At 65.1% G+C, this 17,248-nt stretch carries 13 protein-coding genes; 8 read left to right on the top strand and 5 right to left on the bottom strand.

The genetic code is table 11. The features are described from left to right. Positions 1-61: 61 nt before the first annotated feature. From FB473_RS08380 to FB473_RS08365, 4 genes are all read right to left on the bottom strand, one after another. Positions 62-1,645: an ABC transporter substrate-binding protein gene (locus FB473_RS08380; RefSeq protein ID WP_167166404.1), complete on the bottom strand. Its 1,584-nt coding sequence runs from the start codon at positions 1,643-1,645 to the stop codon at positions 62-64. A 32-nt stretch (positions 1,646-1,677) separates the two neighbouring features. Beyond that, positions 1,678-2,880, bottom strand: a complete 1,203-nt coding sequence (locus tag FB473_RS08375) for a M24 family metallopeptidase (protein WP_167166402.1) — start codon at positions 2,878-2,880, stop codon at positions 1,678-1,680. 99 nt (positions 2,881-2,979) lie between these two features. Then, positions 2,980-3,786 (bottom strand): enoyl-CoA hydratase/isomerase family protein, encoded by an 807-nt coding sequence (locus FB473_RS08370; protein ID WP_167166400.1) that lies wholly within the window; start codon positions 3,784-3,786, stop codon positions 2,980-2,982. A gap of 39 nt (positions 3,787-3,825) precedes the next feature. Next, positions 3,826-6,177, bottom strand: a complete 2,352-nt coding sequence (locus FB473_RS08365; protein WP_167166398.1) for a CaiB/BaiF CoA transferase family protein — start codon at positions 6,175-6,177, stop codon at positions 3,826-3,828. A gap of 706 nt (positions 6,178-6,883) precedes the next feature. On the opposite strand from FB473_RS08365, the gene FB473_RS08360 reads away from it, so the two are divergent. The 6 genes from FB473_RS08360 to FB473_RS08335 all read left to right on the top strand — a co-directional run bounded on the left by FB473_RS08360 (position 6,884) and on the right by FB473_RS08335 (position 12,865). After that, positions 6,884-7,093 (top strand): hypothetical protein, encoded by a 210-nt coding sequence (locus tag FB473_RS08360; protein ID WP_167166397.1) that lies wholly within the window; start codon positions 6,884-6,886, stop codon positions 7,091-7,093. After that, the gene (locus FB473_RS08355) at positions 7,090-7,896 is read left to right on the top strand and encodes a DeoR family transcriptional regulator (protein ID WP_167166394.1); all 807 of its coding nucleotides are present in this window, start codon (positions 7,090-7,092) and stop codon (positions 7,894-7,896) included. Before FB473_RS08360 ends, FB473_RS08355 begins: the two co-directional genes overlap by 4 nt. 221 nt (positions 7,897-8,117) lie before the next feature. Then, positions 8,118-9,686, top strand: a complete 1,569-nt coding sequence (locus FB473_RS08350; RefSeq protein WP_243863512.1) for a mannitol dehydrogenase family protein — start codon at positions 8,118-8,120, stop codon at positions 9,684-9,686. Next, entirely contained in the window at positions 9,683-11,050 is a 1,368-nt protein-coding gene (locus FB473_RS08345; RefSeq protein WP_167166393.1) for a sugar porter family MFS transporter, read from the top strand. The genes FB473_RS08350 and FB473_RS08345 overlap by 4 nt, the downstream gene beginning before the upstream one ends. 35 nt (positions 11,051-11,085) lie before the next feature. Then, a complete protein-coding gene (locus tag FB473_RS08340; protein WP_208390486.1) occupies positions 11,086-12,048 on the top strand; it encodes a PfkB family carbohydrate kinase in 963 nt (320 codons plus the stop codon). A 58-nt stretch (positions 12,049-12,106) separates the two neighbouring features. Continuing rightward, complete coding sequence (locus tag FB473_RS08335) at positions 12,107-12,865, top strand: DUF3152 domain-containing protein (RefSeq protein WP_167166388.1); 759 nt, start codon at positions 12,107-12,109, stop codon at positions 12,863-12,865. Positions 12,866-12,906: 41 nt separating this feature from the next. On the opposite strand, the gene FB473_RS08330 is transcribed toward FB473_RS08335, so the two are convergent. Further along, positions 12,907-14,007, bottom strand: coding sequence for a 3-isopropylmalate dehydrogenase (locus tag FB473_RS08330; protein ID WP_167166386.1), 1,101 nt, complete (start codon positions 14,005-14,007; stop codon positions 12,907-12,909). A gap of 176 nt (positions 14,008-14,183) precedes the next feature. Here FB473_RS08330 and FB473_RS08325 point away from each other — a divergent pair, with 176 nt between their 5' ends. After that, entirely contained in the window at positions 14,184-15,266 is a 1,083-nt protein-coding gene (locus tag FB473_RS08325; protein WP_167166384.1) for a branched-chain amino acid aminotransferase, read from the top strand. Positions 15,267-15,394: 128 nt separating this feature from the next. Then, the gene (gene cimA / locus FB473_RS08320; protein WP_167166382.1) at positions 15,395-16,981 is read left to right on the top strand and encodes a citramalate synthase; all 1,587 of its coding nucleotides are present in this window, start codon (positions 15,395-15,397) and stop codon (positions 16,979-16,981) included. The last annotated feature ends 267 nt before the right edge of the window (positions 16,982-17,248 follow it).

The raw sequence follows: 17,248 nt of genomic DNA, 5'->3' as shown, positions 1-17,248 counted from the left end.
GGAAATTCGCTTCTGTTCCCCACACGACCTGAGCGCTCCGAACGGTTGGTTGCTGTGGAGGTTATTCGGCTGCCTTGACGTTCCAGAGCACTGGAACACCGTCGAACACGGAGAAATCGCTTACCGTGTTCCGCACGGCCTGGTACGAGTACTGATCGCCGACCTTGATGACCGGAAGCGTCTCCCAAACGTGCTCCTGAATGGCGCTGGCAGCCTCGCGAGTCTCTTCGTCGGTCTGGGCGGCCGAGGCATTGCTGAGCAGTTCGGTCAGTTCCGCGTCGTCGGGCCAGCCGTAGGTGGCACCGAGGTACAAAGCCTGCGTCAGCGTGCTGGGCACCACGAATGGACCGGTGTAGAGATCCCAGGCAGTCTCGTCGGCCCGCTTGGTGAGCAATGTGGCGTAGTCAGAGACATCAAGTTCAAGGTTGATGCCGACCTGTGCGAGTTGTGACTGAAGGATGACTGCCGAGCTGTAATAGCCGCCACCGTAATCGTGGCTGGTCAAGGTTCGCACCGATGTGTTGGAATCGTAACCGGCCTCGGCGAGAAGTTGCCTGGCCCCGTCGAGATCTTGGGCGCCGTAAATGCCATCGCTTCCGGCATCCGACCACCACAGGGAGTTCTCCTCGAAGAGATAACCGGGGTTGAGGCGGTACAGCTCGGAATCACCGACAACGGCGAGCAGATACGCGTCCGGATCAATCGCCTTGGCGACGGCCTGCCGCACGCGCACGTCCCTGAACACTTCGGACCGCTTGTTGAACACGATGACGTTTTCGAATGCGAGTTGCTTCGAGACGGTGGTGTCGTCCAGTGCTGTCACCTGCGTGACGGTGTCGGCGGTCAGATCGACGAAGTTCGAATCGCCGCTCAGGTACGACGCAAGCCGGGTGGACGAATCCGTCACGATCGTGAACACGAGGTTTTGCGTCGGTGCGCTCTTGGCACCCGACAGCCCGGAGGCTGCGGAGTCCACGGGCTGGTAATCGTCGAAGCGCGTGAGTTCCACCTGCTGATCGGTCTCGTACGACACGAAGCTGTAGGGTCCCGTGCCGATGAACTCGGTCACGCCGTCCGCTCCGGCTTCGTTGATCACGCGTGCGGGCATGATCGCCGAGAACTGCAGGGTGTTGGCGAGCTGTGCGAGCAGATCGGTGTGAGGCTCAGGCGTCGTGATGGACACCGCGTTGTCGCCTGCGACCTCGAATTCGGCATCGCCGAGGACGCCACTGACCCTTGCGGCCTTCGACTTCCACCGGTTCAGCGATGCGGTGACGTCCTCGGGGGTGAGGGTAGAGCCGTCGTGGAACTTGACGCCCTCGCGGATCGTGAAGGTCAGCGTCCTGGCGTCGTCACTGAATTCCCACGAGGATGCGAGCTCGGGCTGAATCTGGTAGTTCGCGTCGAATGCCACCAGGGTCTCCCAGATCTCGTGCCCGACCATGGCCGCCGCGCCGGAGGTGGAAATATGGGGGTCCAGAGACGGGATCGTCGCGGACAAGGGATATTCGAGCGTGTCACTGTAGATGACGTCCGCGTTGTCGGATTGGCTGTCACCGCTGTCGGTGCCCGAGTTCGAGCATCCGGCGAACAACAATGCGAAGCCGGTGAGTACTGCGGCAAATCTGAGACGATGTGATTTCATGTTTTTCCCCATGCTGAGCTGGACTTGTGTTTTCAGATGCTGGTGAGTTCGTGGGGGAGCTTGTTGAGGTTCCGGTTGCCATCCTCAGTGACCACGAGCATGTCTTCGAGCTGAAGGCAACCCACGCCGAACCCGTAGTAGGGGGTCTCGACGCAGAAGACCATTCCTTCTCGGAACTGGCCGTCGACGTCGCCGAGCACCGGATGTTCTTCCGGTGACGGTCCGAGTCCGACGGAGTGCCCGAGGTGGCCCCTTGTGTAGTGCGGCAGACCGGCGCTCTTGATGACGTCCATGCCACCGTCGAAGGCCTCGCGGAACGACACGCCCGGTGCGATCACGCTTCGCAGGTACTCGTGGCCTTGGAGCAGTGCGGCGTAGACGCGTTCCACATGGTCACTCGGGTCTCCGATCACGAACGTACGGCCGATGTCGGCGCCGTGATAGCCCACTGTGACCCCGACGTCGAACTTGATCACGGCCCCGGGGAGCGCCTTGTCCTGTTCCCGGGCGATGTACGTCGGCGCGAAGTTGGTCCCGACCGTCACGAGGCAAAGACGGATGTCGTCCACCTCTGGGTGCGCGAAGGCCAGTTCCTTGAACCGGCTCGTGATCGAACGAGCGCTGGACTCCTGGTCGATCTCTGAGACGATCTGGCTGATGATGTCCTCGGTGATCGCAACGGAAGCCCCGAGGTACTCGATGTCTTCCGCCGACTTCTGAACCCTCGCCTCCACGAGTAACTCGGAGGCCTCGACGATCTCCCACTCGGTCAGTGCGCCGCGCAGGAGATCGAGGGATGCCGTGTCGAGGCCGCGCTCCTGCACCCCGATTCGGCCCTTGACGCCGCGTCGGCGCAGGGCATCTGCGACGATAGGGGCGCTCACGGCCAGTCCGAAGCCTCGAGGCTTGTTCGCCGATATCTCGAGCGAGGAGCGGCCGAACGGGTCGTCGAGAAACATGAACGTCGGGTAAGGGGCGGCCTCCGCCCCCGAAGCGAGTACAGCCTCGACCTCGGTTTCTGTCGAGATGACGGTGGGACGCGGGTCCGCCGAGTCCTTGTAAGCGATTCCGAGGATGGTCCCCGGGGCGGCGCCGTAAAGGCTGCCGTAGCCGGAAAGGTAATAGGTGTCGGTACCAGTGACCGACACCAGCGCGTCGAGACCCTCGCGTTCGAGCAGGCCGCGCAGCCTTGCGGCCACGAAGTCGCGGTTGGTATCCGGATAGCCCGCAGTCACTTTTCTCTCCTCATGGGTGATCATGGACAGTCGATTAAACTCAAGAAGTGTTCGTTCGGTGGACGGTGTTTTCGAAGTGATGTATGCCCTTGGCAAGGCTCATCGGAAATGTGGTTCGCGTTTTTCGACGAATGCGGCAACGCCTTCCTCGAACTCACCAGAGGCCGACACGATTTCTCGAAGGGATTCGCCGAGAGCAAGCACATCTCGGAAGTCCATGTCGGCCGACCGGCGGATGACCTCTTTCGTCGCCTGGACCGCACGGGGACCGTTCGCTGCGATCAGGTCTGCGAGTTGGTGGGCCCGCGCTAGGACCTCGTCGTGCTCCCCGTCGACGAGTTCTGTCACCAGTCCCCAGTCGTACGCGGTGTCGGCGTCGATCCTGTCGCCGACCAATGCGATCCGGGCGGCCCGCGACGGCCCGATCTCGCGGGCGAGCAGGCTTGCACCGGTCACGGTGTTCGTCCCGATCTTCACTTCGGGCAAGCCGAAGGACGATCTGCGAGTGGCGATGCGGATGTCTGTGCCGAGCGCCAGGACCAGACCACCGCCCAGGCAATACCCGTCGATCGCACTGATCACGGGCTTCCACAGCGCCCGGCCGTCCTCAAGGTTGTGGCCGTACCCGCGGGACGGATTGTGCCAGAAGGCATCTGGCGATCGGTCTCCCTGGAACTCCTTCACGTTGGCACCGACAGAAAACGCGCGGGATCCCGACCCTGAGATCACGGCACACCGTGCCTGGGAATCTTGTGCATAGGATTCCCAGATCTCCGCGAGGTCGTGGAAATCGCTCGCGGAGATCGCATTGAGGCTGCCGGGGTTGTCTATCTCGATGGACAAGACATGGCTCGTACTTGTCGTACTGATCATTTCAGGCTTCCTTTTCCTGCCGGTCGAGGGCATTGGTTCCTGGTCGGGAAAAGCGGGTCACCGCATGCCGCGCTATCCGACGACGCCCTCACGGCGCAGCCGGCCGAGTTCGTCCACGGGGAGTTCGAGGATGTCGGCGGCATCGAGGCCCGGTGCGGCCGCGATCGTGACCGGTGCCGTGACGGATCTTGAGAACCGCGGGGTCCCCACCACGATGGGGACAGTCCCGAAGGACGAATCGGTCACCATGTGGATGTTCTGCCTGGCCCGGACGTGGGCATCCGCGACCAGGTCGGCGATCGAAAGGCTCCGGGTGGCCGCGAGCCCGGCCTGCTGTGCCTCGTGTATGGCCTTCGACGCGTCGCGTTCGGCGGACCAGTGCTTGATGGCGTCCGAGAACTGGTCGGCGGTGAGGCTGTGTTCGGGGTACGGCAACCCGAGGTGAGCCAGCGCCTGACCGGCCTGAGTGGCGTCGTGGGCCGACACGACAAACGGGGTACCTGCGCGGTCTGCCGTCGACACGTCGTATTCGTATCCGCTCCAGCGGGCCTCGTCGCGTTCGCGCGCGACTCCGGCGGCCGTTCGCAGCGCCGGCACATCGCCGAGCAGTCGGACGATCGATCCGACGAGGGATGTGTCGACCACTCGCCCACCGTCGCCCTGGCGGACGCCGATCAACGAGGTGAGCACACCGAACACCCCGAACAGGCCGGCGGTGTAGTCGCTGAGCAACACCCCGGGTCGAAGCGGCGGTCGGTCCCTCACACCTCCGAGGTACGACAGGCCACCTGCCGCGAGGCCGACACGGTCGAAGGCGGGGCGTGCAGCATCCGGTCCGGTCTGGCCGAACCCGCTGATCCTCAACACGACCAGGTCGGGGTTGATCGCAAGGAGTTCCTCGGGCGACAGCCCCCACGATTCGAGCGTGCCAGGACGGTAGTTCTCGATCACGACATCCGTCCGTGAGATCAGTGCTCGGAGGAGGTCACGTCCCTCGGTCCGCTTCAGATCAAGTTCAAGGCCGCGCTTCCCACGATTCAGCGATCGGAAGAAGGTGTAGACGGTCGAATGGGCGGATGGTGCAGCCGCCTGAGGCCGGTCGACCTTCACGACATCGGCGCCGAACTCCGCCAGGATCGCGCCGGCGAACGGTCCGGCGATGAAGTGGCCGAGATCCAACACTTTGAGTCCGGCGAGAGGGGTTGAGTGCGCCGGGGAATCCTGCAGGTCTGTGGCCCCGGGGGTCTGCTCCGCAAGCCAGCGGTTGATGGCCTCGGTGTGTTGTCCGACGGCGGGCACACTTCCGAGGGGTTCATCAACGCCGACGAGCTGGGGCGCACGTCCGGTGGTGGTGAAGGGCGTCCCGTCCTCGCCGGTCACTTCCTCGATCATCCGTGCGGCTCGAATGTGCTCGTTGGCGAGGATGTCGTCGATCGAGCGTATGAGGGATACAGGGGCTCCCTCCTGTCGGAAGGCGCGCTCCACCTCGCCGAGGGAGTGTGCGCCGATCCAGTCCTGGATCATCGCATTCACCTCTTCGCGGTGGGAACTACGTGCCTCGTCGGAGAACTCCGGCCTGCTCGCGGCGTCGGGTGACTCAATGGCACGGCACAGCGCTGCAAAGGTGGGTCGGCTGGTGGCGCTGACCGCGACCCAATGCCCGTCGTTGGTGAGGAAATGGCTGGAGGGTACGGTGTGCCCGTATTCGTTGCCGACTCGTTCGCGCACGGTGCCGTCGTGAACGTACTCGATGAGAGCTTCCTCTTGCAGCCGCAAGATCGTCTCGTAGAGGGCCAGGTCGATGACCTGGCCTTGCTGGGACCTGTCCAGCAAGGCCAGAAGTAGGCCGTTCGCCCCCTGGAGTCCGGTGGTCAGGTCGGCGATGGGCGTGGCGACGTGCAGCGGGGGAGTGCCGGGGAACCCCGTGACATACGCCGTTCCGCCGAATGCCTGTGCGATCCGGTCGTCGCCGGGCTCACCGCGTCGCGGGCCGTCCAAGCCGAACGGGGAGATCCGGAGGATGTCCAGACGCGGGTTGGATCGATGAAGATCCTCGGGGTCGAGCCCGAGGCCTTCCAAACCGCCCGGACCGAGATCCTCGATCAGCCCGTCGGCCGCGTCGAGTAGCCGACGCAGAGCTTGCCGCCCCGAGTGGGAGTGCAAGTCCACGGCATACGAGAACTTGCCTCGTGCCTCGGATTGAAACTGGAGGGAACTGCTCTTCCCGTCGTGGCGACGACGAAGCGGCGCACCCTGGGCGGCGTCTTCGGCGATGACCACCACAGCGTGGTGATCACTGAGGATCGCGCCAGCGAACTCGCCGGCTAGTCCCTGGGTCAATTGAACGATCACGAGTTCTCGCAGCGGTCCCGATCGCGCGGTTCCGAGCAATTTCCGGACGAGTGCCTCCCCACCCTTGCTCATGCGACGACCGCCTTCCCGGTGAGCAGCTTCGGGCTTGTGGTCGCGCCACGGTTTCGATCGGCGTGGGACTGCGATTCCACGAGTCGGCGGTGCCTCCGCGGAAGGAAAATGACGGGAGATGGATAGTCGAGCATAGGATTTCTTTCACTGGCTGGGATGACGTTTGTGTGGTGGCGCACGACCGATCAGGCGCACAGGAATTGCGCACCGTGGACCTGTGGGGATATTGAGGGTCAACACACCTCAGCGACCGGATTGTTTCCCGAACCGGATCGAGCAGCGACCGCTCGTCCTTCGTTCAAGAAAGGCGAAGAACGTGGAAGGAAACCACCGCGAAGTAGCTCAGCAGAAAAGACAACAACAGCTGGGCATGACGACCAAGCCTGGTTCGCATGACCTTCTGCGCTGTCCCACGCTGAAAACCCCCGGTGCTTGATTGGTGTTGCTGGTTGCGATTGCTCCTGTACAGCGTCCGTGAAAGGAATCCGCGGAATGACTCACTGGAAGAGTCGGTCTGTCGCCTGTAGGACATCGCGTTGTGTCGATGGGCACGAAGCTACTGACAGACACCTACGAATGTCAAGCAGCTTGACGGTCTTGATCGTCCGACACCCGTGTCCCAGCTTCGGGGGGAAGGTTCGCGGTGGGTGTCTCGGACTGTGCGTTCGCTGGCGGATGAGCGGTGTCATCAGGGGGATTCCACCGCGTGGATGAGGCGCCGGGTATCGTCCGGATCACCGACGAAATGATCAGTGCCGACGCAGAGGTGTTCCCGGACACTGAGAAAACGGGAGCGGCCAGCAGGCGCAATGGGCGCGTCGATTTACGCATCGTCGCAGCGCCGGGCTGTCCGAAGAACTGGCTCCACTACTTCGAGAGCCAAATCCTGCTGGCCATCGTTAGAATCGCCCCGTGAGCGAACACCCCCTCAGCGGCAATGTCGCTAAGTCGGTACCGGTCGCGCCGGATGACCGTCGGCGGGCGTTGCTCGGGTTGGTGCGCGCGGAGGGCCGCCTGTCTGTCCAGCAGTTGTCGGAGCACTTGGGAGTGTCCGTCGAAACGCTACGGCGCGACGTACGGGTGTTGGAGGACGCCGGGCTGCTGGAACGTGTCGGAGGCGTGGTCATGCCGGTGGAGTCCTCGTCCTATGAGACGGGTCTCCAGTTCAGGTCCCAGCGCGACCTGGAAGAGAAGCGGCGGATTTGCGCCGAGGTGGTTCGGCGACTCGGGGAGGCGCAGACGGTCTTCATCGACGAGGGCTTTCATCCGCTGCTGTTGGCGCAATCCCTTCCTGAGAAGCGTGAGTTGGTGATCGTCACGGCGTCGGTGCCGATTGCCTACCACGTGGCGGATCGACCCAATCTCCACGTGCAGTTGCTGGGCGGGCGGGTCCGGGGCAACACGTTGGGGACTGTCGGCCCGTCGGTCGAGGATGCACTGTCCCAGCTGCATCTGGACCTGGCGGTCATCGGGGCCAACGGTGTGAGCGATACGGGCGGTATGACGACTCCTGACGAGGCAGTGGCGAAAGTCAAGCGGACTGCGATGGGAGTCTCCCGGCGACGCTTGTTCATGGGAGCTCACCACGAGTTCGGCGTGACGGCCATGGTTCAGTTCGCCAAGCTGACAGATTTCGAGGCGGTGGTGACCGGCCGAGAGCTGACGGCTGCTCGCGCCCGCCGGTTTGTGGATGCCGGGGCGGCATTGGTACGCGTGTGAGCTTTCGCGGCCACCTGACCGGTCTGTGACCGTCCCATCATCTCCGGTGGCCGATTCTCGGTTTCTCATCAGCGCGCGCGGTCAGGTTTGACGCAGGCGTTGCTCCGCGGGGCGGCGACTGTTGCCCGTTCCGCCCGCCGAGCACTTTGAGGGCACGGGGGAGCGGTGTACCACCGACTCACGAGGCTCGTCGAGTTCGACGGTAAGCCACATCAAAGGAGATGCTGATGAGTCAGTACAGAAGACAGCCCCTTTCACAGGACTGTCCGAATCCGCGCCCCGTCCCGGTGGGTGCTCCCGTGACAACTGCGGTCAAACTCAGCAACGACACCGTGGGCCTGCTCGGCGAAAATGTCATGGTTCCCGCCTACGACCGTGCCGCGGTGACGCCGGGAATTGCGCACATCGGAGTCGGCGGCTTCCACCGGGCCCACCAAGCGGTCTATCTCGACGACTTGATGAATGTCGGCGAGGCCATGGACTGGGGCATCGTCGGCATCGGTCTGCTGCCCCAGGACGCTCCCATGGCCGAGGCCCTCGGGAAGCAGGACTGCCTCTACACGGTCGTGACCAAAGGACAGGACGGGTCAGTCCAGGCACGGGTTGTTGGCTCGATGGTCGCCTATCACCATGCACCCGCCGACCGCCAAAAGGTCGTCGCGGTGCTGGCCGACCCTGCCATCCGTATCGTGACCCTCACAATCACAGAAGGCGGCTACAACATAGACCAACTCACCGGCGGGTTCCTCGGTGACAATCTCGACGTTCAAGCGGAGGTGGCCGGCGCTCCTTCCCGCACCGTATTCGGTTTCCTGTACGACGCGCTGACTGTGCGTAAGTTGTTGGGCGTTCCACCGTTCGTTGTGGCAAGTTGCGACAACATTCCCGGTAACGGGGCGGTGGCGCGGGCCGCGCTGATCGGGTATGCGACCCTGCGCGATCCGGCGATGGCGGAATGGATCGGCGCGTCCGTGCGATTCCCGTCCTCGATGGTTGACCGGATCACTCCGAAGACGACCGCCGCCGACCGCGAGCATCTGGCACGAGTCTTCGGTGTGGAGGACGCTTGGCCGGTGGTGTGCGAGCGGTTCAAGCAGTGGGCATTGGAGGACAATTTCCCTTACGGGAGGCCCCCGCTCGAGGCGGCGGGAGTGCAGTTGGCCGCCGACGTGGAGCCATTCGAGCGAATGAAGTTGCGCCTGTTGAACGCGTCCCATCAAGGGCTGGCGTACTTCGCTTCACTGCTCGGCATCGGGTATGTGGACGAGGCCGCCTCTGACCCGCTGCTCGCCCGTTTTGTGCGCGCGTACATGGATATCGAAGCCACACCGACATTGCGGCCCGTGCCTGGCGTGGACTTGTCGGCGTACAAGGACGAGTTGCTCAGCCGATTCGCCAATCGGCAGATACGCGACACGGTGGCTCGGCTGGCCGAGCAGACCTCTGACCGAATCCCGCAGTTCCTGCTCCCGGTCGTGCGTGATCGACTCGCGGTGGGCGGTCCCGTGGGCCTTTCGGCAGCCATCGTCGCTTCGTGGGCCAGATACGCGGAAGGGCTCGACGAGTCCGGCAAGGCCATCGAGATTGTGGACCAGGCCGAAGCCGATGTGCGCAAGGCCGCTGCGGCGAGCCTCGCTGACCCGCTCGCGTTTCTGCGCCAGGCCGACTACTTCGGTGACCTGGCCGAGACTCCCCAATTCGCCGAACTGTACCGTCAGGCGCTCGCTTCGTTGCGGACTCGCAGGGTCCGCGCAACGCTGGCCGATCTTCTCGAGGAGGTAGGGGCATGACACGTAAGTCAGGCTCCAATGCCGCGATCTGGTTTTTCGGGGCGCTGGGTGGGTTGCTATGGGGCTACGACTCCGGAGTGATCGGCGGCACGCTGCTGTTCATCGACCGGGACATCCCGCTCACACCGCTGACGCAAGGCTTGGTGGTGTCTGGATTGCTGTTCGGTGCGATGATCGGCGCATTCGCCAGCGGCAAGGTTTCCGACCGGCTGGGCCGCAAGCCGGTCCTGGGTATCGGCGGGTTGGTGTTCATCGTCGGAACCGTGGTGGCCTCCCTGGCCGTGAGCACGCCCATGCTCGTGGGGGCGAGGGTCGTCTTGGGCCTTGGCTTGGGACTGGTCTCGGTGACGGTACCGATGTACTTGAGTGAGTTGGCCCCGGCTCACATCCGGGGTGCGTTGTCGTCCCTCATGCAACTGCTGATCACCACCGGCATCTGCGTCGCCTACGTGATCGACCTGGTGCTCAGCCCAACCGGGGCGTGGCGTTGGATGATCGCCCTGGGCGGCGTGCCTGCGGTGCTGTTGTTCGTCGGTTCCCTCGGCTTGCCAGAGTCCCCACGATGGCTCGTCCGATCGGGCAGCGCACCCGAACGGGCGCTGGCGGTGCTGTCGCGGTTGCGGCGTGATCCCGAGGTGGCGAGGGCAGAGCTTGCCGAGATCGAGCGAGACGTGGCCTCCGAAGCCCGCACCACGAGGGTTTTGAAGTTTGGTGACATCGTGTCGGCCCGACTGCGGCCCATCTTCGTGGTCGCGCTGCTCATGGTGTTCTTCCAGAACTTCGGAGGTATCAATACGGTCATCTACTACGCGCCCACCCTCCTGACCAATGTGGGTTTCGATGCGCGAGGCGCACTGTTGGCGAACGCCGTTATCGGCTTTCTGAACCTTCTCATGACGTTGCCAGCGATGGCTCTGGTGGATCGGCTCGGTAGACGACCGCTGCTGTTGATCGGTTCTGCGGGGATGTGCGCCGCCATGGTGTTCCTGGCCACCAGCACGGGAACTGGCCTGGCCAGCGGCCACAACTCGACGGCCACGGCTGTCACGGTGACAGGGGTCGCCGTCTACGTGGCATCTTTCGCCATGTCGTGGGGGCCGATCCAAACCGTCATGTTGCCCGAGCTGTTCCCTCTCAGTATTCGCGCAGGCGCGGTCGGGCTGGCCTGGTCGCTGAACTGGCTGTTCAACCTCGCCGTGGCTCTTGTGTTCCCGTCGACCCTCGCCCGGTTCGGCGCGGCGCCCAACTTCGGCTTCTTCGCGTTGATGACGGCTCTGGCGTTCTTGTTCGTCCTAAAACTGCTGCCCGAGACCAAAGGACGCAGTCTTGAGGCGCTGTCCCACGACCTGATAAGCCAACCATGACGCCCACACCACGCCGCCGCGCCACTGTCCTGGTCGTGGGCGAAGCGCTGACCGACATCGTGATCCCCCGTGCCGGAGCCCCCACGGAACACGTTGGTGGCAGCCCCGCCAATGTCGCCCGCGCACTCGGGCGGCTTGATCTGGAAGTGCTCCTGTCCACACGCCTCGCCCGAGACAGCCGAGGCCGACGGATCGTCCAGGCCATGCGTGACGACGGCGTGGTTCTCACGCCAGGCAGTTTCGCGGCAGAGCGCACCTCGACGGCGGTCGCCCGGCTCGACTCGAGCGGCCAACCCGTCTACGAATTCGATATCGACTGGAAGCCGGAGAACGGGCTGGAGCCTCCCACCGACGCGCATGTTCATGTCGGCTCCATCGGTGCGATTCTCCCGTTCGGGTGCGAGGCGATACCCCGTCTCGTCCGCGCACGGGAACTCGGTTGCACCGTGTCCTATGACCCCAACATCAGACCCGCGCTCATGGGCTCACCCGAATATGCCCGCGAAACCGCCGAGTGGCTGATCTCGAAGTGTTCGGTCGTGAAGGCTTCCACAGAGGATCTGGCGTGGCTCTATCCCCATGTGAGCACCGCGGATGTGCTGGACCGCTGGCAAGCGCTCGGCGTGCCTCTCGCTGTGATCACAGACGGGTCACACGGATACACAGCCGCGTCGGCTGGGCAGGGGCGAGAGACGTTTGCCGCCTATCCCACACAGGACGTGGCGGATACCGTGGGCGCAGGAGACACATTCATGGCCGGACTGATCTCAGGCCTGTGCGACGCGGGCCTGCTCGGCAATCCCGAAGCGGTGCGTCGGCTTCCGACCGCCAGGTGGAGTCAGATCGAACCATCCCTTCGTTACGCGGCGGCGGCAGCGGCCATCAATTGCACAAGACCGGGGGCGCAGCCACCCACCAGGGACGAAGTGAGCCGGATGCTGGGTGCAACGGCGAATTCTGGCAACGCCGACAACCCGGCAGGATCGGTGTCTGTCTAGATTGGGTGGGGTGAGCCCACATCCCGCCCGTTCTGCCCGTCGTCGGATCATGTTGCCGATGGCATTCGTGGTCTGCTGGGCACTCACCGCATGCTCGGGGACGGTGAGCGACGATCCGGACGCGCCTTCTTCGGAGTCTTCGACCGCGGGATCGGCGGTCGACACGACGGTGTCGCCGGCGGGGGAGCCGGACGCCATGAGTTCGTCCTATGCCCCCGGCGCCCCGACCCCGGCGTCCACGGGTGCAGACGGAGTGGTGCGATCGGGCCTGACGAGCACCGGCGTGTTCGCCACCAACACCATCGCGATCCCGACGACCACCGCCAACCCCGACGTGCGCACCTATGTGGTGCGAGTCGAGTCGAGCGTGCCGCTCGATCCGGACGCCGTGGCCACGCAGGTGCAGTCGATCCTGGACGACCCGCGTGGCTGGTCGAGCGGAGAACGAGTCGCGTTCAGTCTTGTGCCCGGCGGATCGCCGGCCGATCTGGTCATCACGATCGGCTCGCCCCCGACCGTCGATCAGGCCTGCGGCGACCTCAACGCGGGTGGGCTGTGGAGCTGCCGGGTAGGCAACGGAGTCAATCTGAACTCCGATCGCTGGTTCTACGCCACGCCCACATGGTCGTCCGAATCGGTTGACGACTACCACGTCTACCTGGTGAACCACGAGGTGGGGCACTACATCGGCTTCGGTCATGTCGGCTGTCCTGCCGCCGGTGGCCTGTCACCGGTGATGCAGCAGCAGAGCATCGACCTCGGAGGATGCCTGCCAAACGGTTGGCCCGATGTCACCGGTGAGGCGGCACAGACCTGAGCCGACGGGATCGTCGGCTCAGGAGCGCGCCGTCGACGGGATCAGGACGCCCCGGCGACCAGTGACGCGATCGCGTCCCCGATCTCGGAGGTGTGGCGGGTCGCGCTGGTTCGTCCGGCCATGTCGGCAGCCACGGCGGCCTCGATGCGGGCGGCGTCCCGAGGGCGCCCGAGGTGGTCGAGCATGAGCGCCATGGACGAGATCGCGGCCGTGGGATCGGCGATCCCCTTGCCGGCGATGTCGGGCGCCGAACCGTGGACGGGCTCGAACATCGACGGGAAGGTGTGTGCGGTGTTGATGTTCGCGCTGGGCGCCAGGCCGATACCGCCCGTGACCGCCGCGGCCTCGTCCGTGATGATGTCGCCGAACAGGTTGTCGGTGACGATGACATCGAACCGTGCAGGGTCGGTGACCATGGCGATGGTGGCGGCGTCGATGTGCAGGTAGGAGGTCGTGACCCCGGGGAACTCCTTGCTGACCTCGGTGAACACGCGGTTCCACAGGCCGCCCGCGTGCACCAGGACGTTGTGCTTGTGCAGCAGGGTCAGATGGCCTCGCCTGCGGATCGCGAGCTGGAACGCATACCGGATCACCCGCTCGACACCGAAGGCGGTGTTGACGCTCACCTCCGTGGCGACCTCGTCCGGGGTCCCCTTGCGCAGCGAGCCGCCGTTGCCGGCGTACAGACCCTCGGTTCCCTCGCGGACGACGACGAAGTCCACGTCCCCGCCACATGTCACCCATGGCGCGAGGGGGTTGCGGACACCGGGGTAGAGCTTGCTGGGGCGCAGGTTGACGTCCTGGTCGAGCGCGAATCGCAGCTTGAGCAGCAGACCACGCTCCAGGAGCCCGCTGGGGACGGTTGTGCTGCCGGGGGCGGCACCCACGGCACCGAGGATGATCGCGTCCTTGGTGGCGAGGTCGGCCAGTGTGTCGTCGTTGAGCACCTCACCGGTGTCGAGCCAGTGATCTGCCCCGAGGTCGTAGTGGGTGAAGGTGAAGGCGTCCGGGCCGACGGTGGCCGTGAGCACCTTCAGCGCCTCGGCGACCACCTCGGGGCCGATGCCGTCACCCGGGATGACGGCGATGTTCGGGCGAGCGGGGGCGGCGCTGGGCAGTCCGGTGCTGGATTCAGCAGTCATACCGGCAATGTATACGGGTGAGCGGTGCGCGCCGGCCCGGATCTCACGGCTTTGCCGGCAAGGATCGCCCGGACCCCCCCACGACGCCGAAGCCTGGGGGGCGACCGGTGACGCGGGAAGGTTCACCATGTGCCCCCTGGTTCACCTCGCAAGGCAAGACAACTAGGCTGCACCCCATGGCTTTGTTGTTCGATCCTCCGCAGAATCCCACGTATCTGGCGGACGACGTGATCGCGGGCGTGTGCGCCGATCCGGGGTTCGGCAAGTACTTCACCGACCACATGGCAGTGGCGAACTGGACCGCCGAGGACGGCTGGGAAAACGATCGAATCGTCGATTACTCACCGCTGACGCTCGACCCGGCCGGCGCCGTCTATCACTATGCGCAGGAGATCTTCGAGGGGCTGAAGGCGTACCGGCGCGCCGATGGCTCGGTCTGGTTGTTCCGCCCGGAGGCCAACGCGGCCCGCTTCCGCAACTCGGCCGTCCGGCTTGCGCTTCCGGAGCTGCCCGAGTCCGATTTCGTGACCAGTGTGCGGCAGCTGGTCGCCCTGGAGGAGCGGTGGGTGCCCTCGGGTGAGGAACAGAGCCTCTACCTGCGTCCCTTCATGCTCGCCAGCGAGTCGTTCCTCGGTGTGCGCCCGTCGAAACGCGTTCTCTACTCGGTGATCGCCAGCCCCGTGGGCTCCTACTTCTCCGGTGGCGTCGCACCCGTCGACATCTGGGTGAGCAAGGAGTACAGCCGTGTGGCGACCGGCGGTACCGGCTCGGCCAAGTGCGGCGGCAACTACGCATCGTCCCTGCTGCCCCAGGAGTTGGCCTACGCCCAGGGCTGTAGCCAGGTGCTGTTCGTGGACGCCGCCGAGCGCCGCTGGATCGAGGAACTGGGTGGCATGAACTTCTTCATGATCACCAGCGACGACCAGTTGGTCACTCCCGAGCTCAACGGGAACATCCTGCCGGGCGTGACACGCGACTCCCTGCTGAAGGTCGCGCCGCAGCTGGGTCTGACCCCGGTGGAGCGCCGCGTGAGCCTCGAGGAGGTCGTCACGGGCATCGGCGACGGCACCGTCCGCGAGTTGTTCGCGTGTGGCACCGCGGCGGTGATCACGCCCATCCGCTCGCTCAAGGACGACGGCCACGAGTACGTGATCGACGTCGACCGCGCCACCCGTACGCTGCCGCTGCGCAACCTGCTGCTCGACATCCAGTACGGGCGCGTGGACGATCCGTTCGGCTGGACGCAGAAGGTCTGCTGACCTCGCCGGGGTGACGGCCGGGCCGCGACGATCGTCCCGGCTCGCGAGATTCCTTGCGTCCGGGATAGTCGTCGGGGACGATGGGGGCCATGCCCGCCAACGGCGTCCCGGCACAACCTGGAGGTTCCATGCCCACCACACCGGCCATGCCGGACGAGTTCCACCTGTACGACACGACGCTGCGCGACGGCGCCCAGCAGGAGGGCATCCACCTGACGGTGGACGACAAGCTCCGGATCGCGCGCTACCTGGACGACCTGGGGGTGACGTTCATCGAGGGCGGTTGGCCGGGTGCCAACCCCGCCGACACCGAGTTCTTCGCCCGTGCTCCCCAGGAGCTGTCGTTGACCAGTGCGAAGCTCGTCGCGTTCGGGGCAACCCGCAAGGCGGGCGGCCGGGCGGCCACGGACCCGCTCACCCGTGCCCTGGTCGACGCGGGCACCGACTACATCTGTCTCGTCGCGAAGTCGCACGACACGCATGTCCTGCAGGCCCTCCGGACGACCACCGAGGAGAACCTCGCCATGATCGAGGACACGGTGTCGTACCTGGTCGATCTCGGCAAGCACGTGTTCGTCGACTGCGAGCACTTCTTCGACGGGTTCTGGGCCAACCGGGCCTACGCGCTCGATGTCATCCGGGTCGCGGCGGAAGCGGGGGCCGAGGTCGTCATCCTGTGCGACACCAACGGGGGCATGCTGCCCAGCAGGATGGGCGACGTGGTCTCCGCGGCGGCCCAGATCGGGGTGGATCTCGGAGTCCACTGCCACAACGACTCAGGGTGCGCGGTGGCCAACTCCCTGGCCGCGATCGACGCGGGCGCGATGCACGTTCAGGGAACGGTCAACGGCTACGGCGAGCGCACGGGGAACATGGATCTGACGACGTTGATCGCCGATCTGCAGTTGAAGTACGGGTGGCCGGTGCTCGCCCCGGAGCGGCTCGCGGGGCTCACTCACACCAGCCATGCCATCGCCGACATCGCCAACCAGCCGCACGTGACCCGGCAGCCCTACGTGGGCAGTTCGGCCTTCGCCCACAAGGCGGGGCTGCACGCCAGTGCCATCAAGGTGAACGAGGACCTCTATCAGCACACCCGGCCCGAGCTGGTGGGCAACGACATGCGGATGCTGATCAGCAACATGGCCGGGCGGGCGAGCATCCAGATCAAGGGTCAGCAGTTGGGCATCGACCTGTCCGATCGGCAGCTCGCGGGGCAGATCACAGACGTGGTCAAGCAGCGCGAGGCGCAGGGGTACTCCTACGAGGCCGCCGACGCGTCCTTCGAACTGCTCGTCCGCTCGATGACCGGCCGGTTGGAGCAGCCCTTCGAACTGATCGGCTGGCGCGTCTTCACCGAGGAGGTGCCCGGTCAGGTGAGCCCCGACGCGTCGGAGGCAACCGTGAAACTTCGTGCGAAGGGCGAGCGCCGCGCCGAGATCGGCGAGGGCAACGGCCCGGTGAACGCGCTCGGCGGGGCCCTGGTGAAAGCGCTGGAGCCCGCATACCCGCAGGTGAGGGGCTATGAACTCACCGACTACCGGGTCCGCATCCTGGACGAGGGCCGGGGCACGGACGCCACGGTGCGCGTCCTCATCGACACCAGCGACGGGCGGCACGGATGGACGACGGTGGGCGTCGGGACGAACGTGATCGAGGCGTCCTGGGAGGCGCTGTCGGACGCCTACCTGTACGGGCTGATCAAGGGCTACTGACCCCGCTGCGGGGCGGCTTCGACGAGTTCAGTCGGCGCCTGCTCCCTGGGCTTGTCGGAGGGACACTGTGGCTCGGTCGATCTCCCGACTGTGAGCCTGTCGGGTCGGTCTCCGGTCCCTGAGCCTGTCGAGTCGATTTTCGGTCCCTGAGCCTGTCGAGTTGATTTTCGGTCCTGAGCCTGTCGAGTTGATTTTCGGTCCCTGAGCCTGTCGAAGGGACGTCTGGAGGCTCCGTCCGGTTGAGTCGGGCGTGGTCGGCCCGCCGTG

The organism is Brooklawnia cerclae (assembly GCF_011758645.1).
GTDB classification, from domain to species: Bacteria; Actinomycetota; Actinomycetes; order Propionibacteriales; family Propionibacteriaceae; genus Brooklawnia; species Brooklawnia cerclae.
The sequence above is the reverse complement of the archived record's forward strand: the minus strand, read 5'-3'. Positions and strand labels throughout refer to the sequence as shown.